Below are 18,975 nucleotides of genomic sequence, written 5' to 3' on the forward strand. Positions count from 1 at the left end.
CTGATCACTCGGCGGGCAGTCGTCGCAGCCGGATGGAGTTGCCGATCACCGACAGCGAGCTGGCAGTCATGGCGACGACGCCGATCATCGGGTGCAGCAGGCCCAGAGCGGCGATGGGAATGGCCGCCAGGTTGTAGCCCGAGGCCCACCACAGGTTCTGCACGATCTTGTCGAAGGTTGCGCGCGACAGCTTGATGGCCTCGACGACCTTGCCCAGCTCGCCGCGCACCAGCGTGACGTCGGCGGCCTCGATTGCCACATCCGCGCCGGCACCGATAGCGATGCCGATATTCGCCTGCTTCAATGCCGGCGCGTCGTTGATGCCGTCGCCCACCATGGCAACGCGCTGACCGAAGCGCTCCTGCAGTGCGCGGATGGCGGCAACCTTGCCTTCCGGCAGCACGCCGGCCTGGACCTCGTCGATGCCGACCTCGGCGGCCACGGCCTTTGCTGCGCGCTCGTTGTCGCCGGTGATCATCACCACGCGCAGGCCCATGGCATGCATGGCCTTGATGGCGTCGGCCGAGTCCGGCTTGAGGCTGTCGGCGCAGGCGACGATGCCGATGGCCTTGCCGTCGGCGGCCACCAGCACGGCCGTGCGGCCGGCTTCTTCCAGCCGCTTCAGCTCGGATTCCAGAGCGCCGGTATCGATCCCGGACTCGCCCAGTAGTCGGGCGTTGCCGATGAGGATGTCCCGGTTGTCGACGCGGCCGCGCACGCCGCGGGCGGTTACCGACGCGAAGTCGCCGACCTCGGCGATCTCCAGATCGCGTCCGCGCGCGCCATCGACCACTGCGCGTGCCAGCGGATGCTCGGAGGCATTCTCCACGGCCGCGGCCAGGCGCAGCACCTCGTTCTCTTCAAAGCCCTCGGCAGCCACGACATCGGTGAGCACCGGCTGGCCGCGCGTGATGGTGCCGGTCTTGTCGAGCACCACCACGGCGATGTCCTTCATGGTCTGGATAGCCTCGCCGGAGCGGATGAGCACGCCGCGCTCGGCCCCCATGCCGGAGCCCACCATCAGCGCGGTGGGCGTAGCCAGGCCCAGCGCGCAAGGGCAGGCGATGACCAGCACCGCCACCGCCGCGAGAATGGCCGCCACCGGCGTGGCCACGCCCGGGTCCACCCACGGCAGGAAGGTCGCGCCCCATTCGAGCACCGGCCGCAGATTGTCAGCAAACAGCAGCCAGAGCAGAAAGCTGGCTGCGGCAATGGCGATGACGATCGGCACGAAGCGCGCCGTGACGCGGTCGGCGAACTCCTGGATGGGCACCTTCGAGCCCTGCGCTTCGTCGACCAGGCGGATGATCTGCGACAGGAAAGTGTCGGCGCCGACGCGCGTGGCGCGAACGCGCAGGCGACCCTCGCTGTTGACGGTCGCGCCCAGCACTTCGTCGCCGGGGCCTTTCTCGACCGGAACGGATTCGCCGGTGGCGATGGACTCGTCGACGTGGCTGCCGCCGTCGATCACTTCGCCGTCGGTGGGAATCTTCTCGCCCGGGCGGATGACCATGACATCGCCTACCGCCAGCTCATTGATCGGTACCTCGACTTCGGCGCCGTCGCGCTCGACGCGCGCCGTCTTGGCGCCCAGGGTGAGCAGCCGCTTGATGGCCTGCGAGGCATTGCCCTTGACGCGCGCCTCCAGATAGCGACCGAGCAGGTGGAAGGTCATGATCGTGGATGCCATCTCGATGAAGGAGGTCATCGGATAGACGAAGCCGACCAGGCCGATCAGATAGGGCGGCAGGCTGCCCAGCGAGATCAGTACATCCATGTTGAAGCCGCCGCTGGCCATCGATCGGAATGCCGAGCGGTGCGTCGCCCAGCCCCCAAAGAGAAAGACCACCGGCAGGGCCAGCAGCGCGACGATGGCCAGATAGCCCGGGATCGGAGCCCAGAACATATGCGGCATCATCAGGCTCATGATGAGCGCGGTGGGCACGCCGGCGATCCACAGCCGCTTCTTCGCCTGCGCCAGATAGGCTTCCTCGATTTCGGCGCGCGCATCCTCGCGGCCTTCGCCCTGGCGCGTCTCGGCCACGTCGTAGCCGGCGGCCTCGACGGCTGAACGCAGCGCCTCGGCGCTCGCGCGGCCCTTCACCGTGGCGGTGTGGCTGGCGACGTTGGTATCGACCGCCGTCACGCCGTCGACGCGCCGCAGCGCCGTGGCGACGATGCCGGCGCAGTGGTCCGAGCCCATGCCGGGCACGACCAGCTTCACCGCGGCGTCGCCGCCGTCATCGACGGCGGCGACATCGTAGCCGGCGCCTTCGACGATGCCGCGCAGCTTGCCGGCGTCGAGTTGAGCGCCGTCGTAGCGCACCTCGACGCGGTGCGCCGCCGTGTTGGTCTGCACACTGGCCACGCCGGTGGCGCGTTCCAGTGCGCTGCGCACGATGCCGGCGCAATGGTCCGAGCCCATGCCCGGGACGGTGAGCGTGGCGGTCTGCTGCGAGTCGGCGGTCATGGTGAAGCTCCTGTTGCGCTGCCGGTCTGCCGGCTGAGTCACCAGCCTAAGCCCTGTAGCCTGCTACAGAGTCAAGTCTTGCTGTCCGTGACGGATTGATCGGCCAGCCAGCGAGCGAAATCCTCAGGCGCCACGCCCGGCAGCAGCAGGAAGCCCTGCATGGCGTCGCAGCCGAGTTCGCGCAGGCTGTCGCGCTGCGCCTCGTTCTCGACACCTTCGGCGATAGTCTGCAGATCCAGGATGCGCGCCAGCGCGATGATGGCGCGCACGATCTCCAGCGATGCCTCGTCCTCGGGCAGGCGCGCAACGAAGTCGCGGTCGAGCTTGAGGAAGTCGAGCGGCAGGCGCTGCAGCTGGGTCAGCGAGGAATAGCCGGTGCCGAAATCGTCCAGCGACAAGGTGATTCCAGTCGCGCGCAGTTTCTCCAGCGCGGGTATCGCAATGTCCGGGTGCTGCATCACGGCCGATTCGGTCAGCTCCAGGCAGAGACGCGAAGCCGGCATGCCGCTGCGCGTGATCGCATCGCAAACGAAATCGGGCAGGCTCTCGTCCACCTGCAGCGCCGAAAGGTTGACGCTGACGCGGAAGCCTTCGGGTAGAGGCCTCTCCGCCTGCAGCCGTCGGATCGCATCCGCTGCCTTGCGCAGCATGGCCTCGGCGAGCGCGCCGGCCATGCCGCGTGCTTCGGCCATGGGCGCGAAGGCCGCCGGGGAGATCCACTGCCCGTCGTGGCGCCAGCGGGCCAGAGCCTCGGCGCCCAGTACGCGCCCGTCGTCGAGCGCGACGATCGGCTGCAGAAAGCAGTCGATATCGTCGTCCTCCAACGCCGTGCGCAGCGCCTCCTCCAGCGCCAGCTCCTGTGCGCTGACCCGGCTATAGGCTGCCTTGTAACGGATGCAGCAGGCGCCGCCGGTCGTGCGCGCGCGTGTCAGCGCCGTTTCGGCATGCGCCTGCAACTCGGCAGTGTCCTCGCCATCCTCGGGCCAGACGGCCGCACCGGCACTGAAGGTGAGGCGCAGGTTGCGCGCCTGCACGCTGATCGGTTGCGCCAACGCGCGTTCGACCTGCTGCAGCCAGGAGGTAACAGCGGTGTCGTCGGGTAGCGGCGGGCTCAGGATGGCGAAGCTGTCTCCGTAGGCGCGGCTGGCGGCGCCGCCCGTGGAGCAGAGTCGTTGCAGACGCGCGCCGCATTCGGCGAGCACCATGTCGCCGGCGCTGGTGCCGAAAGTCTCGTTGATGGGCTGGAAGCGGTCCAGGTCCAGGGCCATCAGCACACGCTGCAGGCCGGGCGCGGTGGCCAGCTCGGCATCGGCAAGGTCCCGGAAATGCGCGGCGTTGGGCAGCCCGGTGACGGGGTCGAAATGGGTCAGGAGTCGCAGGCGTTCGCGTGTGTCGGCTTCGCTGCTGACGTCGTTGAGGATGATCAGGAAGCCGGCGTGGCTGCCCGCGCTGCTGTGCACGACCGATACGCGCAGCGACCACAGGCAGCGCGCGCCGTCGGCGTCGCGGCCGCGGAAGTCACCGGCCCAGTAGCTGCGGTGGCGCGCCGCCCGCAGCGCCTCGTCCAGCAGCCGCTCCTCCCCGAGCCCGAGCAGCGTTCCGTCGAAGCGCCGTCCCTCGATCTGCTCGCTGCTGGCTTGAAGTAGCCGCGCTGCGGTGCTGTTGGCGCGCAGGATGCGGCCGCTGTTGGTGAGTACGAGGATGCCCTCGCGCGCATTGTCGAACAGCGAGGTCAGCAGGCTGCCGAGCTCGGTGCTGCGGTGCTCGGCGGTGACATCCCAGACGATTCCCAGCCAGTAGTTGCGGCCATCCGCGTCCTGCTCGCGCCGTGCGCGCGTGCGCAGCCAGCGCCAGTCGCCGTCGCGGTGGCGGACGCGGAAGCCGAGCTCGATTTCGCTCAGCTGATCGCTGCGGGCTTTGCCCGACAGCTGCTCCATGCGCAGGCGATCGTCGGGGTGTACCAGGGCGATCCAGCCCTTGAGATCGTGCGGGGCTTCGTCGGCTTGGCGGCCCGCCAGGGCCTTGAGCTCGGGGGACGGCTGCATGCGGCCCTGCTCGAGCGCCTGCTCGCGGCCGCTCGCCTCGTAGATCCAGGTGGCGGCGCCGGTGCCCTGCAGCGCCATGCGCAGGCGCTCGGTGCTGGCTTCCGCGTCCTTGCGCAGCCGCGCCTCGCGCCGCAGCGTGCTCCGCAATAGAAAGTAGAGCGCCAGGCTGGTAATTGCGACGAATAGCAGCCCCTTGAGGCTGTGTTGCCACCAAGACGTGGCGGGTGCAAACAGATATTCGGAGAGCAGGAAGTCACCCGCGCTGATCCACGCCAGTGCCAGCAGCACGTAGACCCCGCTGGCTCGTACAGCCTGTCTCTCGGGGCTTGGCGGCTGCGATGCCTCGCCCGGTGCGCTAAGGCGACGGATCAGCGGACGCGGGCTCTGCATGCAGCGATCTCCTCCTGTCGTGCTCCGAGGATGCGCGGTGTACCGCTGCTGCGCAACGCTTGCCATGTCGGCGCGAGGGACGGCAGTGTTGTCGCGACAGGAGGTGGCTCGGCTTGCACTCGGCGCCCGGTGGGTCCAGATTCTCGATATCAAGCGTGCGCACAACGAGGAGGAGCGCAGCATGTCGCAGCATTACGACGTACTAATCATTGGCGCCGGCCTTTCGGGCATCGGCGCCGCCTGCCACCTGGCCATGGAGTGCCCGGACAAGCAGGTGGGCATTCTGGAGCGCCGCAAGGCCATCGGCGGCACCTGGGATCTTTTCCGTTATCCCGGCATCCGTTCGGATTCCGACATGTTCAGCTTCGGCTTCAAGTTCCGTCCCTGGAACGAGCTGAAAGTACTGGCCGACGGGCCGTCGATTCGTAACTACGTGGGCGATACCGCGCGCGAGTACGGCGTCGAGGAGAAGATCCGCTTCGGCGTCAAGACGACGTCGGCGGAGTGGTCCAGCAGCCAGAGGCGCTGGGTGGTGATCGCCACCGACGAGGACAGCGGCGAGGAGCAGCGCTTTACCTCCGATTTCCTGATCGGCGCCACCGGCTACTACAACTACGATCAGGGCTATCTGCCCGAATTCCCCGGTGCTGAGCGTTTCCAGGGTCAGCAGATCCACCCGCAGCACTGGCCGGAGGATCTGGACTACAGCGGCAAGCGCGTGGTGGTCATCGGCAGCGGCGCCACTGCCGTGACGCTGGTGCCGGCCATGATCGACAAGGCCGCGCACGTCACCATGCTGCAGCGCTCGCCGAGCTACATCTTCTCGGTGCCGGCCTACGACAAGCTCTCCGAGCTGCTCGGCCACGTGCTGCCGGAATCCTGGGTCTATTCGCTGGCGCGCAAGCGCAATGTCGTGCTGCAGCGCTGGATCTACAAGGCCTCCAAACGCTGGCCCAAGGCCATGCGTCGCTTCTTCCTGAGGAATGTTGAGCGTCAGCTCGGCGATCAGGTCGACATGCGCCACTTCAAGCCGGACTACAACCCCTGGGACGAGCGCCTCTGCGCCGTGCCGGACGGCGATCTTTTCACCGCCATCAAGGAAGGCAAGGCCTCGATCGTCACCGATCACATCGAGACCTTCACCGAGAGCGGTATCCGCCTGAAATCCGGCGAGGAGCTGGAGGCGGACATCATCGTGACGGCTACCGGCCTGCAGATGCAGGTTCTGGGTGGCATGGAGCTGCGCGTCGACGGTCAGCAGATGCCGGTCAATCAGGGCATGAGCTACAAGGGGGTGCTGATGCAGGACATCCCCAACATGGCCTGGATCTTCGGCTATATCAATGCGCCGTGGACGCTGAAAGCCGATATCGCCTCGCGCTACATCTGCCGCCTGCTCAATCACATGGATGCCAAGGGGCATGCCGTCGTGACGCCGCGCGCACCTGCCGGCGAGAAGATCGAGGATGAAACCATCATGGATGCCCTGCAGTCAGGGTACGTGCAGCGCGGCCGCTCGCATCTGCCGCGGCAGGGCCGCGATTATCCCTGGCGCGTCGAGCATCACTACGAGCGTGACCTCAAGGAACTGCTTGAGGGGGCCATCGACGACGGGCATCTCGTCTTCGAGTCCACGGCGCAGAAGGCTTCGTCGCAGGCGCGGCCGGTCGCTGCCGCCTAGCGCGGCACGGTACTCGAAGCCGGGCAATCTTCGGCGTGGCGAGGGTCTCGTCCTCGCCGCGCCGATGGGCCGGATTCCCGGATTTATCGCGTATACCGCTGATCCTGCAAGGATCTTTTGCGTCTTCCGGCGCGGTGGAAAGGCGCACCCTCTTACGGCAAGGGAACCGACTGCATGACCATTCCCGACATCAATTGGTGGCTCATCGTCAATCATCTGACGCATATGCTCATCGCCTATGGGCTGGCACTGCCCATCGGCTGGGACAGCGAGCGCGAGGCACGCGGCGTCGGCCTGCGCACCTTCCCGCTGGTGGCGATGGCCTGCTGCGGCTACATCCTGATCGGCAACGAGGTCCTGTCCGGCGATGCCGCCCAGGCGCGCATCCTCTACGGGCTGATGTCCGGCATCGGTTTTATTGGCGGCGGTGCCATCCTGAAATCAGAGGGGAGTGTCTCCGGAACCTCCACCGCCGCGGCTATCTGGAGTACCGGCGCCATCGGTGCCGCCGTGGGCTGGAACCGCTACGAGATCGCTGTGGTGCTCGCCGTCATGACCCTGTTCACGCTGCGCGTCTTCCGGCAGGTTAAGCCGCGCCCCTCATCTGACTAGTGATGCTCTACCATTTGCGCTCCCGTACCGGGAAATCACACCGGCCAAGGCCGGAGGAAGCTTTGCATGAGCAAGTCCCTGGACAGCAAGAAGAACGTCAAGAAGAAGCCCTTGATGACCCTGCGCGAGAAGCGCGCCGCCAAGGCTGAGAAGGCAAGCAAGAAATAGTGTTCCTGCTCTCTCTCCGCATAGTCGGCGCTTCCCTGCGGGGCACGCCGTGAAGACACCCCGCGGCCTACAGCCGCTGCTGGACGATGGCGTCATCGACGAGGTGCTGCATCGCCTTCAGTCCGGCAAGGAAGCCGAGATCTTCGTCATCCGCCGCGGTGACACGGTCTGCTGCGCGAAGGTCTACAAGGATGTGGACCATCGCGGCTTTCATCGCCTGGCTGAATACCAAGAGGGGCGCCGCGCCCGCGGCAGCCGTGATGCGCGCGCCATGAACCGGCGCAGCAAGCGCGGCAGCAAGGTGCAGGAAAGCCAGTGGAAGAATGCCGAGGTCAGCGCGCTTTATCGCTTGGCCGAGGCCGGCGTGCGCGTGCCCGAGCCGATGGGTGTCTTCGACGGCGTGCTGCTGATGGAGCGCATCGTCGACGCCGAAGGCGACACCGCACCGCAACTCGGTCAGGTGGCGATGACGGCGGAACAGGCGCGCGAATGGCACGCCTTCCTGATTGGCGAGATCGTGCGCATGCTCTGCGCGGGCGTCATCCACGGCGATCTTTCCGAATACAACGTGCTGGTCGATGCCAACGGGCCGGTCATCATCGATCTGCCGCAGGCGGTGGACGCCGCCGGCAACAACAACGCCTTCCGCATGCTGGCGCGCGACGTCAACAATCTGCGCAGCACCTTCGGGCGCTTCGCGCCGGAGCTTCTCGCCAGCGAATACGCGCGCGAGATCTGGGCGCTCTACGAGGCCGGGGAGTTGACGCCGGAGGCGGTATTGACCGGCCGTTTCACGGTCGAGGAGCACGATGCCGATGTTGACGCCGTGCTTGATCAGATCGAGGAAGCCCGCCGCGAGGCCGAAGCGCGTCAGCGTGGGCGCGAGGAAGCCGAAGGCGAGGACTGAAGACTGTTCAGGCAGCATCCTGCAGCGGTTCGGGCCAGCCCAGGTGATAGCCCTGGCCGTAGAGCACACCGAGTTCGGCCAGAGCTTCGGCCTGCGTCTCCTCCTCGATGCCTTCGGCGATGCAATCCACGCCCAGGTCGCGCGCCAGTAGCGTGATCGTGCGCAGGATCTTCCGGCTGCCGCCGTCGACCAGCATCGTGCCGACGAAGCTTCGATCGATCTTCAGCGCGGTCAGTGGCAGGCGGTGTAGATAGGCGAGCGAGCTGTAGCCAGTGCCGAAATCGTCGAGCATTACGCCCATGCCCAGCGCGCGTGCGGTGTCGAGCCAGGCTATGGCAGCCTCCCAGTCGCCGAGCAGCTGCGTTTCGGTGATCTCCAGCCGCAGCGCCGACGCCGGCATGCCCAACTCGTCCAATTGGCTGGCCATGCTTTCGAGCAGCGTCGCGTCGCCGAACTGGTGCGTGGAGATATTGATGGAGATGTAGCCATCGGCGGCGCTCGCCGCCGCCAGCCGGGGCAGGCTGGCGCAGGCGGTTGCGGCCACCCAGCGGCCGAAGCGTGTCGCGAGCTGCGAGCGTTCCGTGACCGGGATGAACTCGCCGGGCGGGATCAGCGTTCCGTCGTGCCGCCACCGCGCCAGCGCCTCGTGCCCGACCGGCTGGCGGTCGGACAGGCGTAGAATCGGTTGGAAGTGCAGCTCGAACTCGCCGGCGTCCAGACCGTTGATGATGGCGTGCTCGCGCTGCAGCGCACGCAGCGCCTGCCGGGCATGCTGATCACGCCGCGCTTTTGGTGTCGGCGTGGCGGCCCGGTCGGTGGTTGCGCGCAGGCGCTCCATGACGCTGGAGAGCACGTGGCGCAGGAGCGGGTCAGTCACCTCCAGCCGCTCCTCGATATGCGAGCGGCTGATGGCGCGCAGCTGCGTCGGCTCCACCGCTGTCGCCCCTGCCATGCGCGGCGCGCGGCTGAACAGCGCCATCTCGCCGAAGATCTCGCCGGTGCCCAGTTGCGCTATTTCTTCGCCCGAGTCGCTGGCGATGCACACGCGTCCGCTCTCCACCACGAAGGCCTCGTCACCGGTTTCCCCCTGCCGGAAGATGGCTTCGCCGGGCGCGTAGGCGCGCACGAAAGTGCTTGATGCCATGGATGGAGCCGGGCAGGGTGCGCTCAGCGCACCAGCGTCCAGGCGAGGATGGCGGTAGTGACAGCAAGAAGCAGCAATCCCGCCATCAAACGCAGCTGCCGCCCGCCTGAAGCCGCGGGTAGCTGCTGCTCGGGTGCCTCGAAGACGAAGTCGATACGCCCGATGCGGAGATGATCGCCGTGTTGCAGCACGGCGCGCGTGGCGCGCTTGTCATTGACGAAAGTGCCGTTGGTGGACAGCAGATTGGCGAGATGCCAGCCGTCTGCCTCGCGTGTCAGCCGGGCGTGCTCGGCGGAGATGCTTGGCTCGTTGATGACGATGTCGCAGTGCTTGGCGCGGCCGATGAGCATCCGTTCCTTCTCCAACGGCACGACGCGGCCCGCTACCGATTCCGATGCGCCGCGCAGCGAGACCGGTGCGCGCGCGCCGGCGTCAGTGACCGACTCGGCGATCAATCGGTCGAGTTCGTCCTGCGAGAAGATCTGCGTGCCTTGAGGCCCCTTGCGTTCCGCAGCTTCGGACTTCGTTTCACCCATGCTCAGCGACCCCCCGGCGCAAGCTAGTTCGGCAGCATACACCGGCGGCGCAGACTTCGGGAGGTCCTTCTCAGAGCTTCTCGAGTACCGATTCGGCGGAGCTGACGGTGATCTCGCCTTTGGGCTCGACGGCCGCATGCGTGACCACACCGTCATCGACGATCATTGCGAAGCGCTGGCAGCGTGTTCCCAGGCCGAAGCCGCTGCCGTCCATCTCAAGGCCCATGGCCTTGGTGAATTCGGCGTTTCCGTCACCAACCATGAGCAGATTCTCGGCGTTCTGTGTCTTGCCCCAGGCATCCATGACGAAGGCGTCGTTGACGGCCATGCAGACGATGGTGTCGACGCCCTTGGCCTTGATGTCGTCGGCCTTGACGACGTAGCCGGGCAGATGCGCCTGTGAACAGCCGGGCGTGAAGGCGCCGGGCACGCCGAAGAGCACGACCTTCTTGCCCGCGAAGATATCGCTGGTCTGAATGGGCTTCGGACCCTCTGAACCCATCGTGAAGACCTTCGCTTCGGGAATCTTGTCGCCGGTGTTGATGGCCATTGTTGGCTCCTGCTCGCGTGACTGGTTCGTCACTATGCCAGCCCGCAGGGGGCTATCGTTATCCCGTCGAGGTCACTTGCAATGGACCGACGGCTACCTGCACCCGGCTCAGCTTCTCCGGCCGGCCACCCAGTGAGCCAGCCCCGACTATTGAAGAGATTCCAGAAGCGCACTGTCCGGCCGCGGTCGTTAGTTTCCGGCAGCGAGCAGCCACGCTTTCCAAAGCCCTTGTCATGACCTCGTCAACATGTTCGGTTCTTCTGTCAACGGTGCAACGGCGCGTTCCTGCATTCCTACGATTGACGGCGGCAAAGCGATAGCGCGGACTATGGAGCTTGCACGCGGTTGTGGGGTGACGTGTTTTCTGAGGGCCGGCAAGAGGCCGTGCCGGCGCGCAGCGACAGGCAGCGCGACCAAGGAGCCCGTAGCTATTGCCGTCAAAGGCGGGGAGAGGGGATATCGATGGGCAAGCTTGATCCAAAGCGGCTATGGCGTCGAAACAGGGCAGCGCTTGGTGTGTCGCGACGCGGCTTTCTCGGCGCTGCCGCCGCTGCCAGCGCACTGCCGCTACTGAGCGGCTGCGACGACAGTGGAGGTCGCCAGGCGTCAGCACTGCAGTTCGACGGTATGGTGGAATTCCGGCACGGCGTTGCCTCCGGCGATCCGGAGCCGGATTCGGTCGTGCTCTGGACGCGAGTGACGCCTGGCGAGGATATGCCCGTGCCGGTGCGCTGGGAGATTGCCGAGGACGAGGCGATGGAGGAGGTCGTCGCCCACGGCACGGTCGTCACTGACGCCAGTCGTGACTACACCGTCAAGGTGGTTCCGCGTGGCTTGGAGCCGCACCGCCATTATTGGTATCGCTTCTCCGTCGGAGAAGCCCGGTCGATGTCCGGCCGTACGAAGACCGCGCCGGCCCCCGGCGCGGCGGTAGAGCGCGTGCGCTTCGCGATCACCTCGTGCGCGCTGTATTCCTTCGGCTATTTCAACGCCTATGGCGGAGTCGCGCGCCAGCCGGATCTGGATGTCGTCTTCAGTCTGGGCGACTACATCTACGAATACGGTGCCGATGATCTGGAAGGCACCAATTTGCTGCCGGAGCGGCACATGCCGCCGAGCCACGCTGCGGTCAGCCTGGATGACTATCGCACGCGGCACGCTGTCTACAAGACCGATCCGGATCTGCAGGCCGCTCACGCCGCGCATCCCTGGATCTGCACCTGGGACGACCACGAAACCGCGAACAACAGCTACGACGACGGTGCCGGTAATCACGACGAGGCGGTTGATGGCCCATGGCAGGACCGCAAGCGTGCCGGCATCCAGGCCTATTTCGAATGGCTGCCGGTGCGCGAGGAATACAACCCCAATCACGGCGCGGATTTCTATCGGCGCACGCGCTACGGCGACCTCGTCGAGTTCTTCGTGCTCGACACGCGCTTCGACGGCCGCTCCCCCCCGCCAGAGAACGCCGAGGAGGCGGTCGACCCGGATCGCATGATGATGAGTGCAGCGCAGGAGCGCTGGCTGATCGACGGCATGCGCCGCTCCGGTGCGCGCTGGAAGGTGGTCGCCCAGCAGACCATGCTCGCGCCCCTGGAATTGCTGCCTGGCGAGCCCTTTCTTGCCGATTCCTGGAGCGGCTACATCGCGCAGCGCAACCGGCTTTTCGAAGCCTTCGGCGGCAGCGACGGCGGTCCCGCCATCGACAATGTCGTGGTGGTCTCCGGCGATATTCACTCGACCTTCTGCAACGAACTGACGCCCGACTCGCGCGACCGCGAGAGCTACGTGCCCGGTGAACGCGGATCGGTGGGTGTCGAATTCGTCTGCCCTTCGGTGACTACGCCGCTGGCCATTCCCATCGGCGTAGGTGCCTACTTCCGGCTGTTGCATCCGCATATCCGGCACTCCGAGGGCACCAGTGACGGAGGGCACGGTTATGCCGTGCTCGATATCGACGCCCGGCGCTGCGAAGCAGCCTATTTCTATCCGCTCAGCGTCCTGCTCCCCAGCCAGCAGGAGCGCAGCGGGCGGGTGTTGCAGCTTCGCGAGGGCGAGACGGTGCTGCGGCTGATGCCGCTGCTCGCTGGTGATCCATGACGCCGAATCAGCGGTGCCCCTTGTTCTATCACGGGCACTGGGCAGCGTTTAGCGCCGTCGCGCGAACTGCGGTATCGCAGCGGCCCGAGAGTCTGCATTCTCAAGGGGCGTCCTGACCGCGCGAGTATGGCGGGAAGAGTCCAACGCTGGCTGGGAGAGCCGGAATGAGGTCCGATCCGCCGGCCGGGCCGTTGCGCCAGCTGTTGGTCGGCTCCGGGCCACCGCGTGTCGCCTTGGTGCTTCGCCGAGCCGATGTGTGCGTTCAGTGTGTGGAGGTCCCCATTTCGGGAGCCTGCCATGTACAACAATACCCGCAATTTCATCTGCGCTCTGGCGCTCCTGCTGGCTCCGTCGTTGCTCGCTGCAGCAACGCCGTTACCAGCGGTTTCCAGCGCGCATCCGCTGGCCACTCAGGCCGGATCGGAAGTGCTCGAAGCAGGTGGTAACGCCTTCGATGCGGCGGTCGCCATGGCGGCCGTGCTCGCGGTCGTCGAGCCGCAGGAATCCGGGTTGGGCGGTGGCGGCTTCTTCCTTATGCACCGCGCGGCCGGCGGAAAGGATCTCGTCGTGGACGCGCGTGGAACAGCCCCCGACGCGGCCACCGGTGACATGTATCTGGATGCCGACGGAAGGCCTGTGCCGCACTTCTCCCGGGACAGTCCGCTGGGCTCGGCCATTCCGGGCACGCCGGCTGCGCTGGCGCACATCAGCGAGCGGATGGGCAGCCGCAGCCTTGCCGACAATCTTGCGCCCGCGATCGAACTCGCCCGCAAGGGCTTCGCCGTGGATGCCAAGCTGGTCGGCGCCATCCGCGCCACCGCCGGCCGGCTGTCACCGGCGGCACGCGCGGTCTTCATGCCGGGCGGCCGTGTCCTGAAGCCGGGCGAGAGGCTGGTGCAGCGCGATCTGGCGCGAACGCTGCAAGCGCTGGCCGCCCACGGCGCCCAGGGTTTCTATGACGGTGAGGTCGCTGCGAGGCTGCGTCAGGGCGTCTTCAACGACGGTGGCATCTGGCGGCGGGACGACCTGCGCCGCTACCGCGTCGCCGAGCGCGAGCCGGCTCGTATTGCCTACCGTGGGCATCGCGTGACCACGGTGCCCTTGCCGGGCGCAGGTGGTGTGACCCTCGCGCAGATGTTGGGTGCGCTGGAGGCACGCGACTGGCCGCCATCCGACGATGCCACCGCCTGGCACGAGCTGATCGAGATCATGCGCTTGGCGCATCGCGACATGGCGGTGCATCTGGGCGACCCGGGCTTCGTCGACGTGCCGGCCGACCGCCTGACGAGCCCTTCCTATGTCGCGCAGATGGCCGACAGCGTCGGCCGTATGGCGGGGACAGTTCCGCGCACGGATGTGGCCCTGTTGCAGCAGCGCGAGAAGGGTCGCAACACGACACACTTCTCCATCATCGATGCGGCCGGTAATCGCGTGTCGGCGACGCTGTCGATCAACAGTCTCTTCGGGTCCGGCTACATGCCGCCGGGCACCGGCGTGGTGCTGAACAATCAGATGGACGACTTCGCGACCGCGCCGCTGGCACGCGACGTTTCGGGCCGTTTGCACGCCCGTGCCAATCACGTCCAGCCGCACAAGCGGCCACTGTCGACGATGACCCCCATCTTCGTTGAAGGTCCGCGCGGCGTTTTCATCACGGGCACACCGGGTGGTAGTCGCACCCTCAACATGACCCTGCTGGCGGTGCTGCTGCACGTCAATGGCCTCGACGTCGACCAGATCGTCGCGGCGCCGCGCCTGCATCATCAGTATCTGCCCAATGTGGTGGAAATTGAGGCCAACACCCTGAGCGGCCGTCAGATGCAATCTCTCAAGCAGCGCGGGCACATGCTGCGCCCGCAGCGGGAGGCCTTCGGCGACATGCAGGCGATTCACTGGGACACCGAGCGCGGCGTCGTCGAGGCGGCATCGGATCCGCGTGGTCAGGGCGCGGCACGGGTACTGAGCGCGCACTAGCCAGCGCTGCCGGGCGCCCGCTGTGGCGGCGCCCGGCGCGCTGCAGAAGCCTCCTCGGCGGCACCGCTGGTCGCCCGCTGGCGCGGGACAGCGCAGAATAGGGGCTGTGTACGCCGCCATTCGACGAGGGGGAGCGCCCGTGCTGTTCCAGATTCAGACTCTGTTTTTCCGTTTCCTGCAGTTCCTGCTCAAGGTCGGGACTTTCATCTTGCCGATCCGTGTTCCCGAGACTTTCCGCGGCGCGGGGGCTGCGATGCAGCTCTGCGACGCCATCGCCGCCACGGGCGCGAAGAAGGTGCTGCTGGTGACCGACGCCATGCTGGTCGAGCTTGGCCTGGTCAAGCCCATTCAGGAGAAGCTGGAATCGCTGGGTGTGGGCGTCGTCACCTATGACGGCGTCAAGCCCGATCCGACTATCGAGCAGATCGAGACCGGCGTCGACATCTACAAGGGGCAGGGCTGCGAGGCGATCATCGCCGTCGGTGGCGGCTCCTCCATCGATGCCGCCAAGGTCATCGCCGCGCGCGCCCGTAATCCGCATGGTGTGCGCTGGATGGCCGGTCTGTTCCGGCTGCTGCGCAGCCCGGCGCCGCTCTACGCCGTGCCCACCACCGCCGGCACCGGCTCCGAGGTCACCATCGCCGCGGTGGTTTCCGATCCGGAGAAGGTGCGCAAGTTCGCGATCATGGATTTCCGCCTCGTGCCGCGCATGGCCGCGCTCGACGGCAGCCTGATGACGGGCGTGCCGGCGGCGATTACTGCTGCCACCGGCATGGACGCGCTGACGCACGCCGTCGAGGCCTTCATCTCGCGCAATGCCACCAAGGAAACCGACGCCGAGGCACGCGAGGCCGTGGCACTGATCATGGAGCACCTGCCGCGCGTCATGGCTGACGGCAAGGATCTGGAATCCCGCTCGCAGATGGCGGTGGCCTCCTACAAGGCCGGTCTGGCCTTCACCAAGGCCGGTGTCGGCTATGTGCACGCCTTTGCGCATAACTTCGGTGCTCGATACCACATCCCTCACGGCAAGGCGAACGCCATCCTGTTGCCCTACGTGCTGGAGTATTCCAAGCACGCCAGTCGCTCTCGGCTGGCCGAGTTGGCGCGCATCGCCGGTGTCGGTGAGCAGAGTGCTTCCGAGGCAGCGCTGGCCGACGCTTTCATCGCGCACATCCGCGACCTCAATCAGCGCTTCGGCATCCCCGCGCGCGTCGACGAACTCGACGCTGCGGATATTCCGACCATCGCGACCAACGCGCGCTCGGAGGCCAACTGGTTCTACGCCGTGCCCCTCTACATGGATCGCGACACCAGCGAGCGCTTCCTGAAGCAGCTGCTACCAGCCTGACGCTGGCGGCTTCCGGGCGGCGGGTTCAGTCCCCGCCGCTGACCTCGGCGTGGAAGTCGCCGTCGAGCTGCGCGGCGTCGTTGCCCATCATCTTCGGGTAGGCGGCGCGATAGGCGGCCATGACTTCCTCGTAGGGCAGGTCCCAGCGCCAGCCGTGGTCGGCGACGTATTCCATGTGGCGGTTGCCGCTGGCGTCGAAGGCGTGGAAGACCGAATCCTCGCGGCCGTCGAACTCCAGCGGCAGCGTGCCGGCCTTCTCGCAGAGTTCGCGGTTGAAGGCCGGCGTCGCCTTGATCCAGCGTCCGTCCAGAAAGACCTCGGTGTAGCCGTGATAGCGGAAGAGGTCGGTGCCCATGGCCGCGCGCAGCCGCGGCGAGCTCATGTGGTTGCGCACATCCGCGAAGCCAATGCGTGCGCCGATGCCGACCGCACGCAGCACTGCCGCGTAGAGTACGGCCTTGGTTACGCAGAAGCCGCGCCCGGCTTCCAGCACGGCGCTGGCACGCATGCCCTCCGGCGCCATATCGATGCGATAGGGGTCGTAGCGCAGGCCGTCGCGCACAGCGTAGTACAGCGCCACGGCGCGGGCGCGCGGCGCTGGATCATCGCCGCCGTTGCCCTCCGCGAAGGCGAGAATGCGCGGGTGGTCTGCGTCGATGTAGCGGCCGGGTGTCAGCGCTTCCTGTGGCGATGCGGGCCGGGTGTTTGTCTCGGAAATCATCCCCGCATCCTACCCGCACGCGCTCGGGCGCTACGTCGATGTCGGTTTGGCGGGCAGACTCCAGCCAGTAGTAGGGACTACTCGGACCGTGTCTCGCTTGATTCCCGAGCTAGCAGGACGCGCTTGCGCTCCACTCCCCAGCGATAGCCGGAGAGACTGGCATCCTGCCTAATCACCCGATGGCAGGGAATGGCCACCGCGAGCGGATTGCGGGCGCAGGCGCGGGCCACGGCCCGTGCCGCTTTGGGTGCACCGATGCGTTGTGCGATCTCCGCATAGGTTGCCGTCTCGCCGGATGGGATCTCGCGCAGGGCCTGCCAAACGCGCTGCTGGAAGGCGGTGCCGCGAAGATCCAGTGGCAGGTCCAGGCCGATTCGCGGCGCTTCGACGAAGCCCACCACCTGCGCGACCAGAGCCTCGAATGCCTCGTCGCCGCCTACCAGAGCGGCATTGGGAAACTGGTCCTGCAGATCGCGGGCGAGGGTATCGGGGTCGTCACCAAGGAAAATGGCGCATACACCGCGCGCGCTCCGGGCGACAAGGATGGACCCGAGAGAGCATTCGCCCACGGCGAAGTGGATGGTCGCACTGGCCCCGCCGTTGCGGTAATGCGCGGGGGGCATTCCGAGCAAGTCGTCGGCGTGTTCATAGAAGCGGCTGACGGTGCTGAAGCCCGCTTCGAATATGGCGTCCGTGACGTTCTTCGCGCGACGTAGCTCCTCCCGTAGCCGGCGGCCGCGGTGGGCGGCGCCGTACTGCCGCGGCGTCACGCCGGTTATCTCGCGAAAAACGCGGTGGAAATGGGAACTGCTCATGCCGGCCTTCTGCGCGAGAGAGCTGACGCTCGGCATCGTCTCCGAAGCCTCAATGCTTCGGCAGGCCGCGGCGATTGCTGCCGTGCGCCGCTCCGCGAGCGAAGCTCCGTCCGGACGGCAGCGTCGGCAGGGACGAAATCCCGCGCGCTCGGCGCTTTCCCGATTGGGATGGAAGCGTACGTTCTCGCGGCGCGCGAGCCGGGTAGGGCACGAAGGTCTGCAGTACACGCCGGTGGTGACAACCGCGTAGTAGAAGTGTCCGTCTGCGGCGGGGTCGCGTTCCACTACCGCCGCCCAGCGCGGATCATCGGTGGTGATATCGGTCTGGGGGCGAGTCTTCGATGCGGTATCCATGACGCACGTTCTCCACCATTCGGTGTCTTGAACGGAGCGTAGCAACGGCCCAGGGGCGCCACACTCCGGATTCTGCTTTCGGGTTCGCCGGTTCCGGCGATGGCGGTGCGAGCGGCCACCGGGAAACCCGGAGGCCGCTCGCTCAGTTGCGGCTGATGGATACACCGCCGTCGACGCGATGGGCCTCTCCCGTCACAAAGCTCGAAGCGTCCGAGGCGAGGTACAGCACGGATTGCGCGATCTCTTCGGGCGACGCTATTCGCTTGACGGCATGAAGCCCGTTGACGAATTCCTGCACTTCCGGCCCGGCGTCGGGCGCATTCGCCATGTTCATCGGTGTGTCGACGCCGCCCGGGAGAATGGCGTTTGCGCGGATGCCCCGGTCACCCAGCTCGGCGGCAAGTACCTGCATGAGGCCGACGATGCCGGCCTTGCTTGCCGCATAGGCGCCTGCGCCGGGTAGGCCGATGCCGCAACCCACGAATGATGACGTAAAGATTATCGAGCCACCGCCCCTCTGGAGCATGACCGGGATCTGGTGCTTGGCGCCGAGGAAGGCGCTGGTGAGGTTGGTGGCGAGAACGTCCTGCCAGTCCTCGATGGACCTATCCAAGGTCGGCGTCAGCTCTCCGAACACGCCGGCATTGTTGAACGCGACATCGAGGCCGCCGAAGCGCTCCACCGCCGTCCCCGCCAAACGTTTTGCGAATGCCTCATCGCGTACATCTCCGGCAAGGGCGACAGCTTCCGCGCCGGTGGCGGTGACCTCCGAAACCAGCGTGTCCAGTTCGTGCTGACGGCGCGCCGCGACCACTACCCGGGCCCCCTGCTCGGCGAACAGCCTGGCCGTAGCGCGGCCGATGCCGGAACTGGCACCGGTGACGATGGCAACTTTCCCTGCGAGTGCGAGCATCTCCAACTCCTGTCTTCATGATGAGAGGGGAGAAATCTGCCCGTGGCCAGGGTGCTTCGCTATCCGGTTCCTGCTCTCGAATTGCCGGGGCTGAGCGAACGGAATTCGAGCGGGGTCGGTGCGTGATCGACGGCGCTGCTACGGAGCTTGTCGCCGTGCTGTGCGCGGCTTGGGTGAGCTTCGTCGTAAGCACGCGGTGCCTCCGGGGGGGGGGGGCTGACGTGCGCACGCAAAAGTGCCA

Annotated in this window: 14 protein-coding genes; 6 read left to right on the forward strand and 8 right to left on the reverse strand. The window is 66.7% G+C overall.

Translation table 11 applies throughout. From position 1 onward, the window contains the following. Positions 1-4: 4 nt before the first annotated feature. Both U743_RS02065 and U743_RS02070 read right to left on the reverse strand, forming a co-directional pair. Positions 5-2,470, reverse strand: coding sequence for a heavy metal translocating P-type ATPase (locus U743_RS02065; RefSeq protein WP_043765159.1), 2,466 nt, complete (start codon positions 2,468-2,470; stop codon positions 5-7). A 71-nt stretch (positions 2,471-2,541) separates the two neighbouring features. After that, on the reverse strand, positions 2,542-4,905 hold the full coding sequence (locus U743_RS02070; RefSeq protein WP_043765161.1) for a putative bifunctional diguanylate cyclase/phosphodiesterase: 2,364 nt from the start codon (positions 4,903-4,905) through the stop codon (positions 2,542-2,544). Positions 4,906-5,086: 181 nt separating this feature from the next. Here U743_RS02070 and U743_RS02075 point away from each other — a divergent pair, with 181 nt between their 5' ends. The 3 genes from U743_RS02075 (at position 5,087) to U743_RS02085 (ending at position 8,273) form a co-directional block, all read left to right on the forward strand. Continuing rightward, entirely contained in the window at positions 5,087-6,586 is a 1,500-nt protein-coding gene (locus U743_RS02075) for a flavin-containing monooxygenase (RefSeq protein WP_043770727.1), read from the forward strand. A 174-nt stretch (positions 6,587-6,760) separates the two neighbouring features. Then, positions 6,761-7,198 carry an MgtC/SapB family protein gene (locus tag U743_RS02080; RefSeq protein ID WP_043765163.1) on the forward strand — a complete coding sequence of 146 codons (438 nt, stop codon included), beginning with the start codon at positions 6,761-6,763 and terminating at the stop codon, positions 7,196-7,198. A 217-nt stretch (positions 7,199-7,415) separates the two neighbouring features. Then, complete coding sequence (locus tag U743_RS02085) at positions 7,416-8,273, forward strand: PA4780 family RIO1-like protein kinase (protein ID WP_043765165.1); 858 nt, start codon at positions 7,416-7,418, stop codon at positions 8,271-8,273. A 7-nt stretch (positions 8,274-8,280) separates the two neighbouring features. On the opposite strand, the gene U743_RS02090 is transcribed toward U743_RS02085, so the two are convergent. The 3 genes from U743_RS02090 to U743_RS02100 all read right to left on the reverse strand — a co-directional run bounded on the left by U743_RS02090 (position 8,281) and on the right by U743_RS02100 (position 10,503). After that, a complete protein-coding gene (locus tag U743_RS02090) occupies positions 8,281-9,417 on the reverse strand; it encodes an EAL domain-containing protein (RefSeq protein ID WP_043765167.1) in 1,137 nt (378 codons plus the stop codon). Between the two features lie 23 nt (positions 9,418-9,440). Next, the gene (locus U743_RS02095) at positions 9,441-9,953 is read right to left on the reverse strand and encodes an FHA domain-containing protein (RefSeq protein WP_043765168.1); all 513 of its coding nucleotides are present in this window, start codon (positions 9,951-9,953) and stop codon (positions 9,441-9,443) included. Positions 9,954-10,023: 70 nt separating this feature from the next. After that, entirely contained in the window at positions 10,024-10,503 is a 480-nt protein-coding gene (locus U743_RS02100; protein ID WP_043765170.1) for a peroxiredoxin, read from the reverse strand. A 516-nt stretch (positions 10,504-11,019) separates the two neighbouring features. On the opposite strand from U743_RS02100, the gene U743_RS02105 reads away from it, so the two are divergent. From U743_RS02105 to U743_RS02115, 3 genes are all read left to right on the forward strand, one after another. Further along, on the forward strand, positions 11,020-12,606 hold the full coding sequence (locus U743_RS02105; protein ID WP_052367426.1) for an alkaline phosphatase D family protein: 1,587 nt from the start codon (positions 11,020-11,022) through the stop codon (positions 12,604-12,606). Between the two features lie 297 nt (positions 12,607-12,903). After that, positions 12,904-14,580, forward strand: a complete 1,677-nt coding sequence (ggt, locus tag U743_RS02110) for a gamma-glutamyltransferase (RefSeq protein WP_052367427.1) — start codon at positions 12,904-12,906, stop codon at positions 14,578-14,580. Between the two features lie 139 nt (positions 14,581-14,719). Beyond that, positions 14,720-15,931 carry an iron-containing alcohol dehydrogenase gene (locus U743_RS02115; protein ID WP_084191292.1) on the forward strand — a complete coding sequence of 404 codons (1,212 nt, stop codon included), beginning with the start codon at positions 14,720-14,722 and terminating at the stop codon, positions 15,929-15,931. A gap of 25 nt (positions 15,932-15,956) precedes the next feature. Here the strand turns inward: U743_RS02115 and U743_RS02120 are convergent, their stop codons facing one another. The 3 genes from U743_RS02120 to U743_RS02130 form a co-directional block, all read right to left on the reverse strand. Further along, positions 15,957-16,652 (reverse strand): transglutaminase-like domain-containing protein, encoded by a 696-nt coding sequence (locus U743_RS02120; RefSeq protein WP_052367428.1) that lies wholly within the window; start codon positions 16,650-16,652, stop codon positions 15,957-15,959. 77 nt (positions 16,653-16,729) lie between these two features. Beyond that, on the reverse strand, positions 16,730-17,821 hold the full coding sequence (gene ada, locus U743_RS02125; RefSeq protein ID WP_043765172.1) for a bifunctional DNA-binding transcriptional regulator/O6-methylguanine-DNA methyltransferase Ada: 1,092 nt from the start codon (positions 17,819-17,821) through the stop codon (positions 16,730-16,732). 142 nt (positions 17,822-17,963) lie between these two features. Next, complete coding sequence (locus tag U743_RS02130) at positions 17,964-18,734, reverse strand: SDR family oxidoreductase (RefSeq protein ID WP_043770744.1); 771 nt, start codon at positions 18,732-18,734, stop codon at positions 17,964-17,966. Positions 18,735-18,975: the final 241 nt, after the last annotated feature.

It is taken from the genome of Algiphilus aromaticivorans DG1253 (assembly GCF_000733765.1).
Classification (GTDB): Bacteria; Pseudomonadota; Gammaproteobacteria; order Nevskiales; family Nevskiaceae; genus Algiphilus; species Algiphilus aromaticivorans.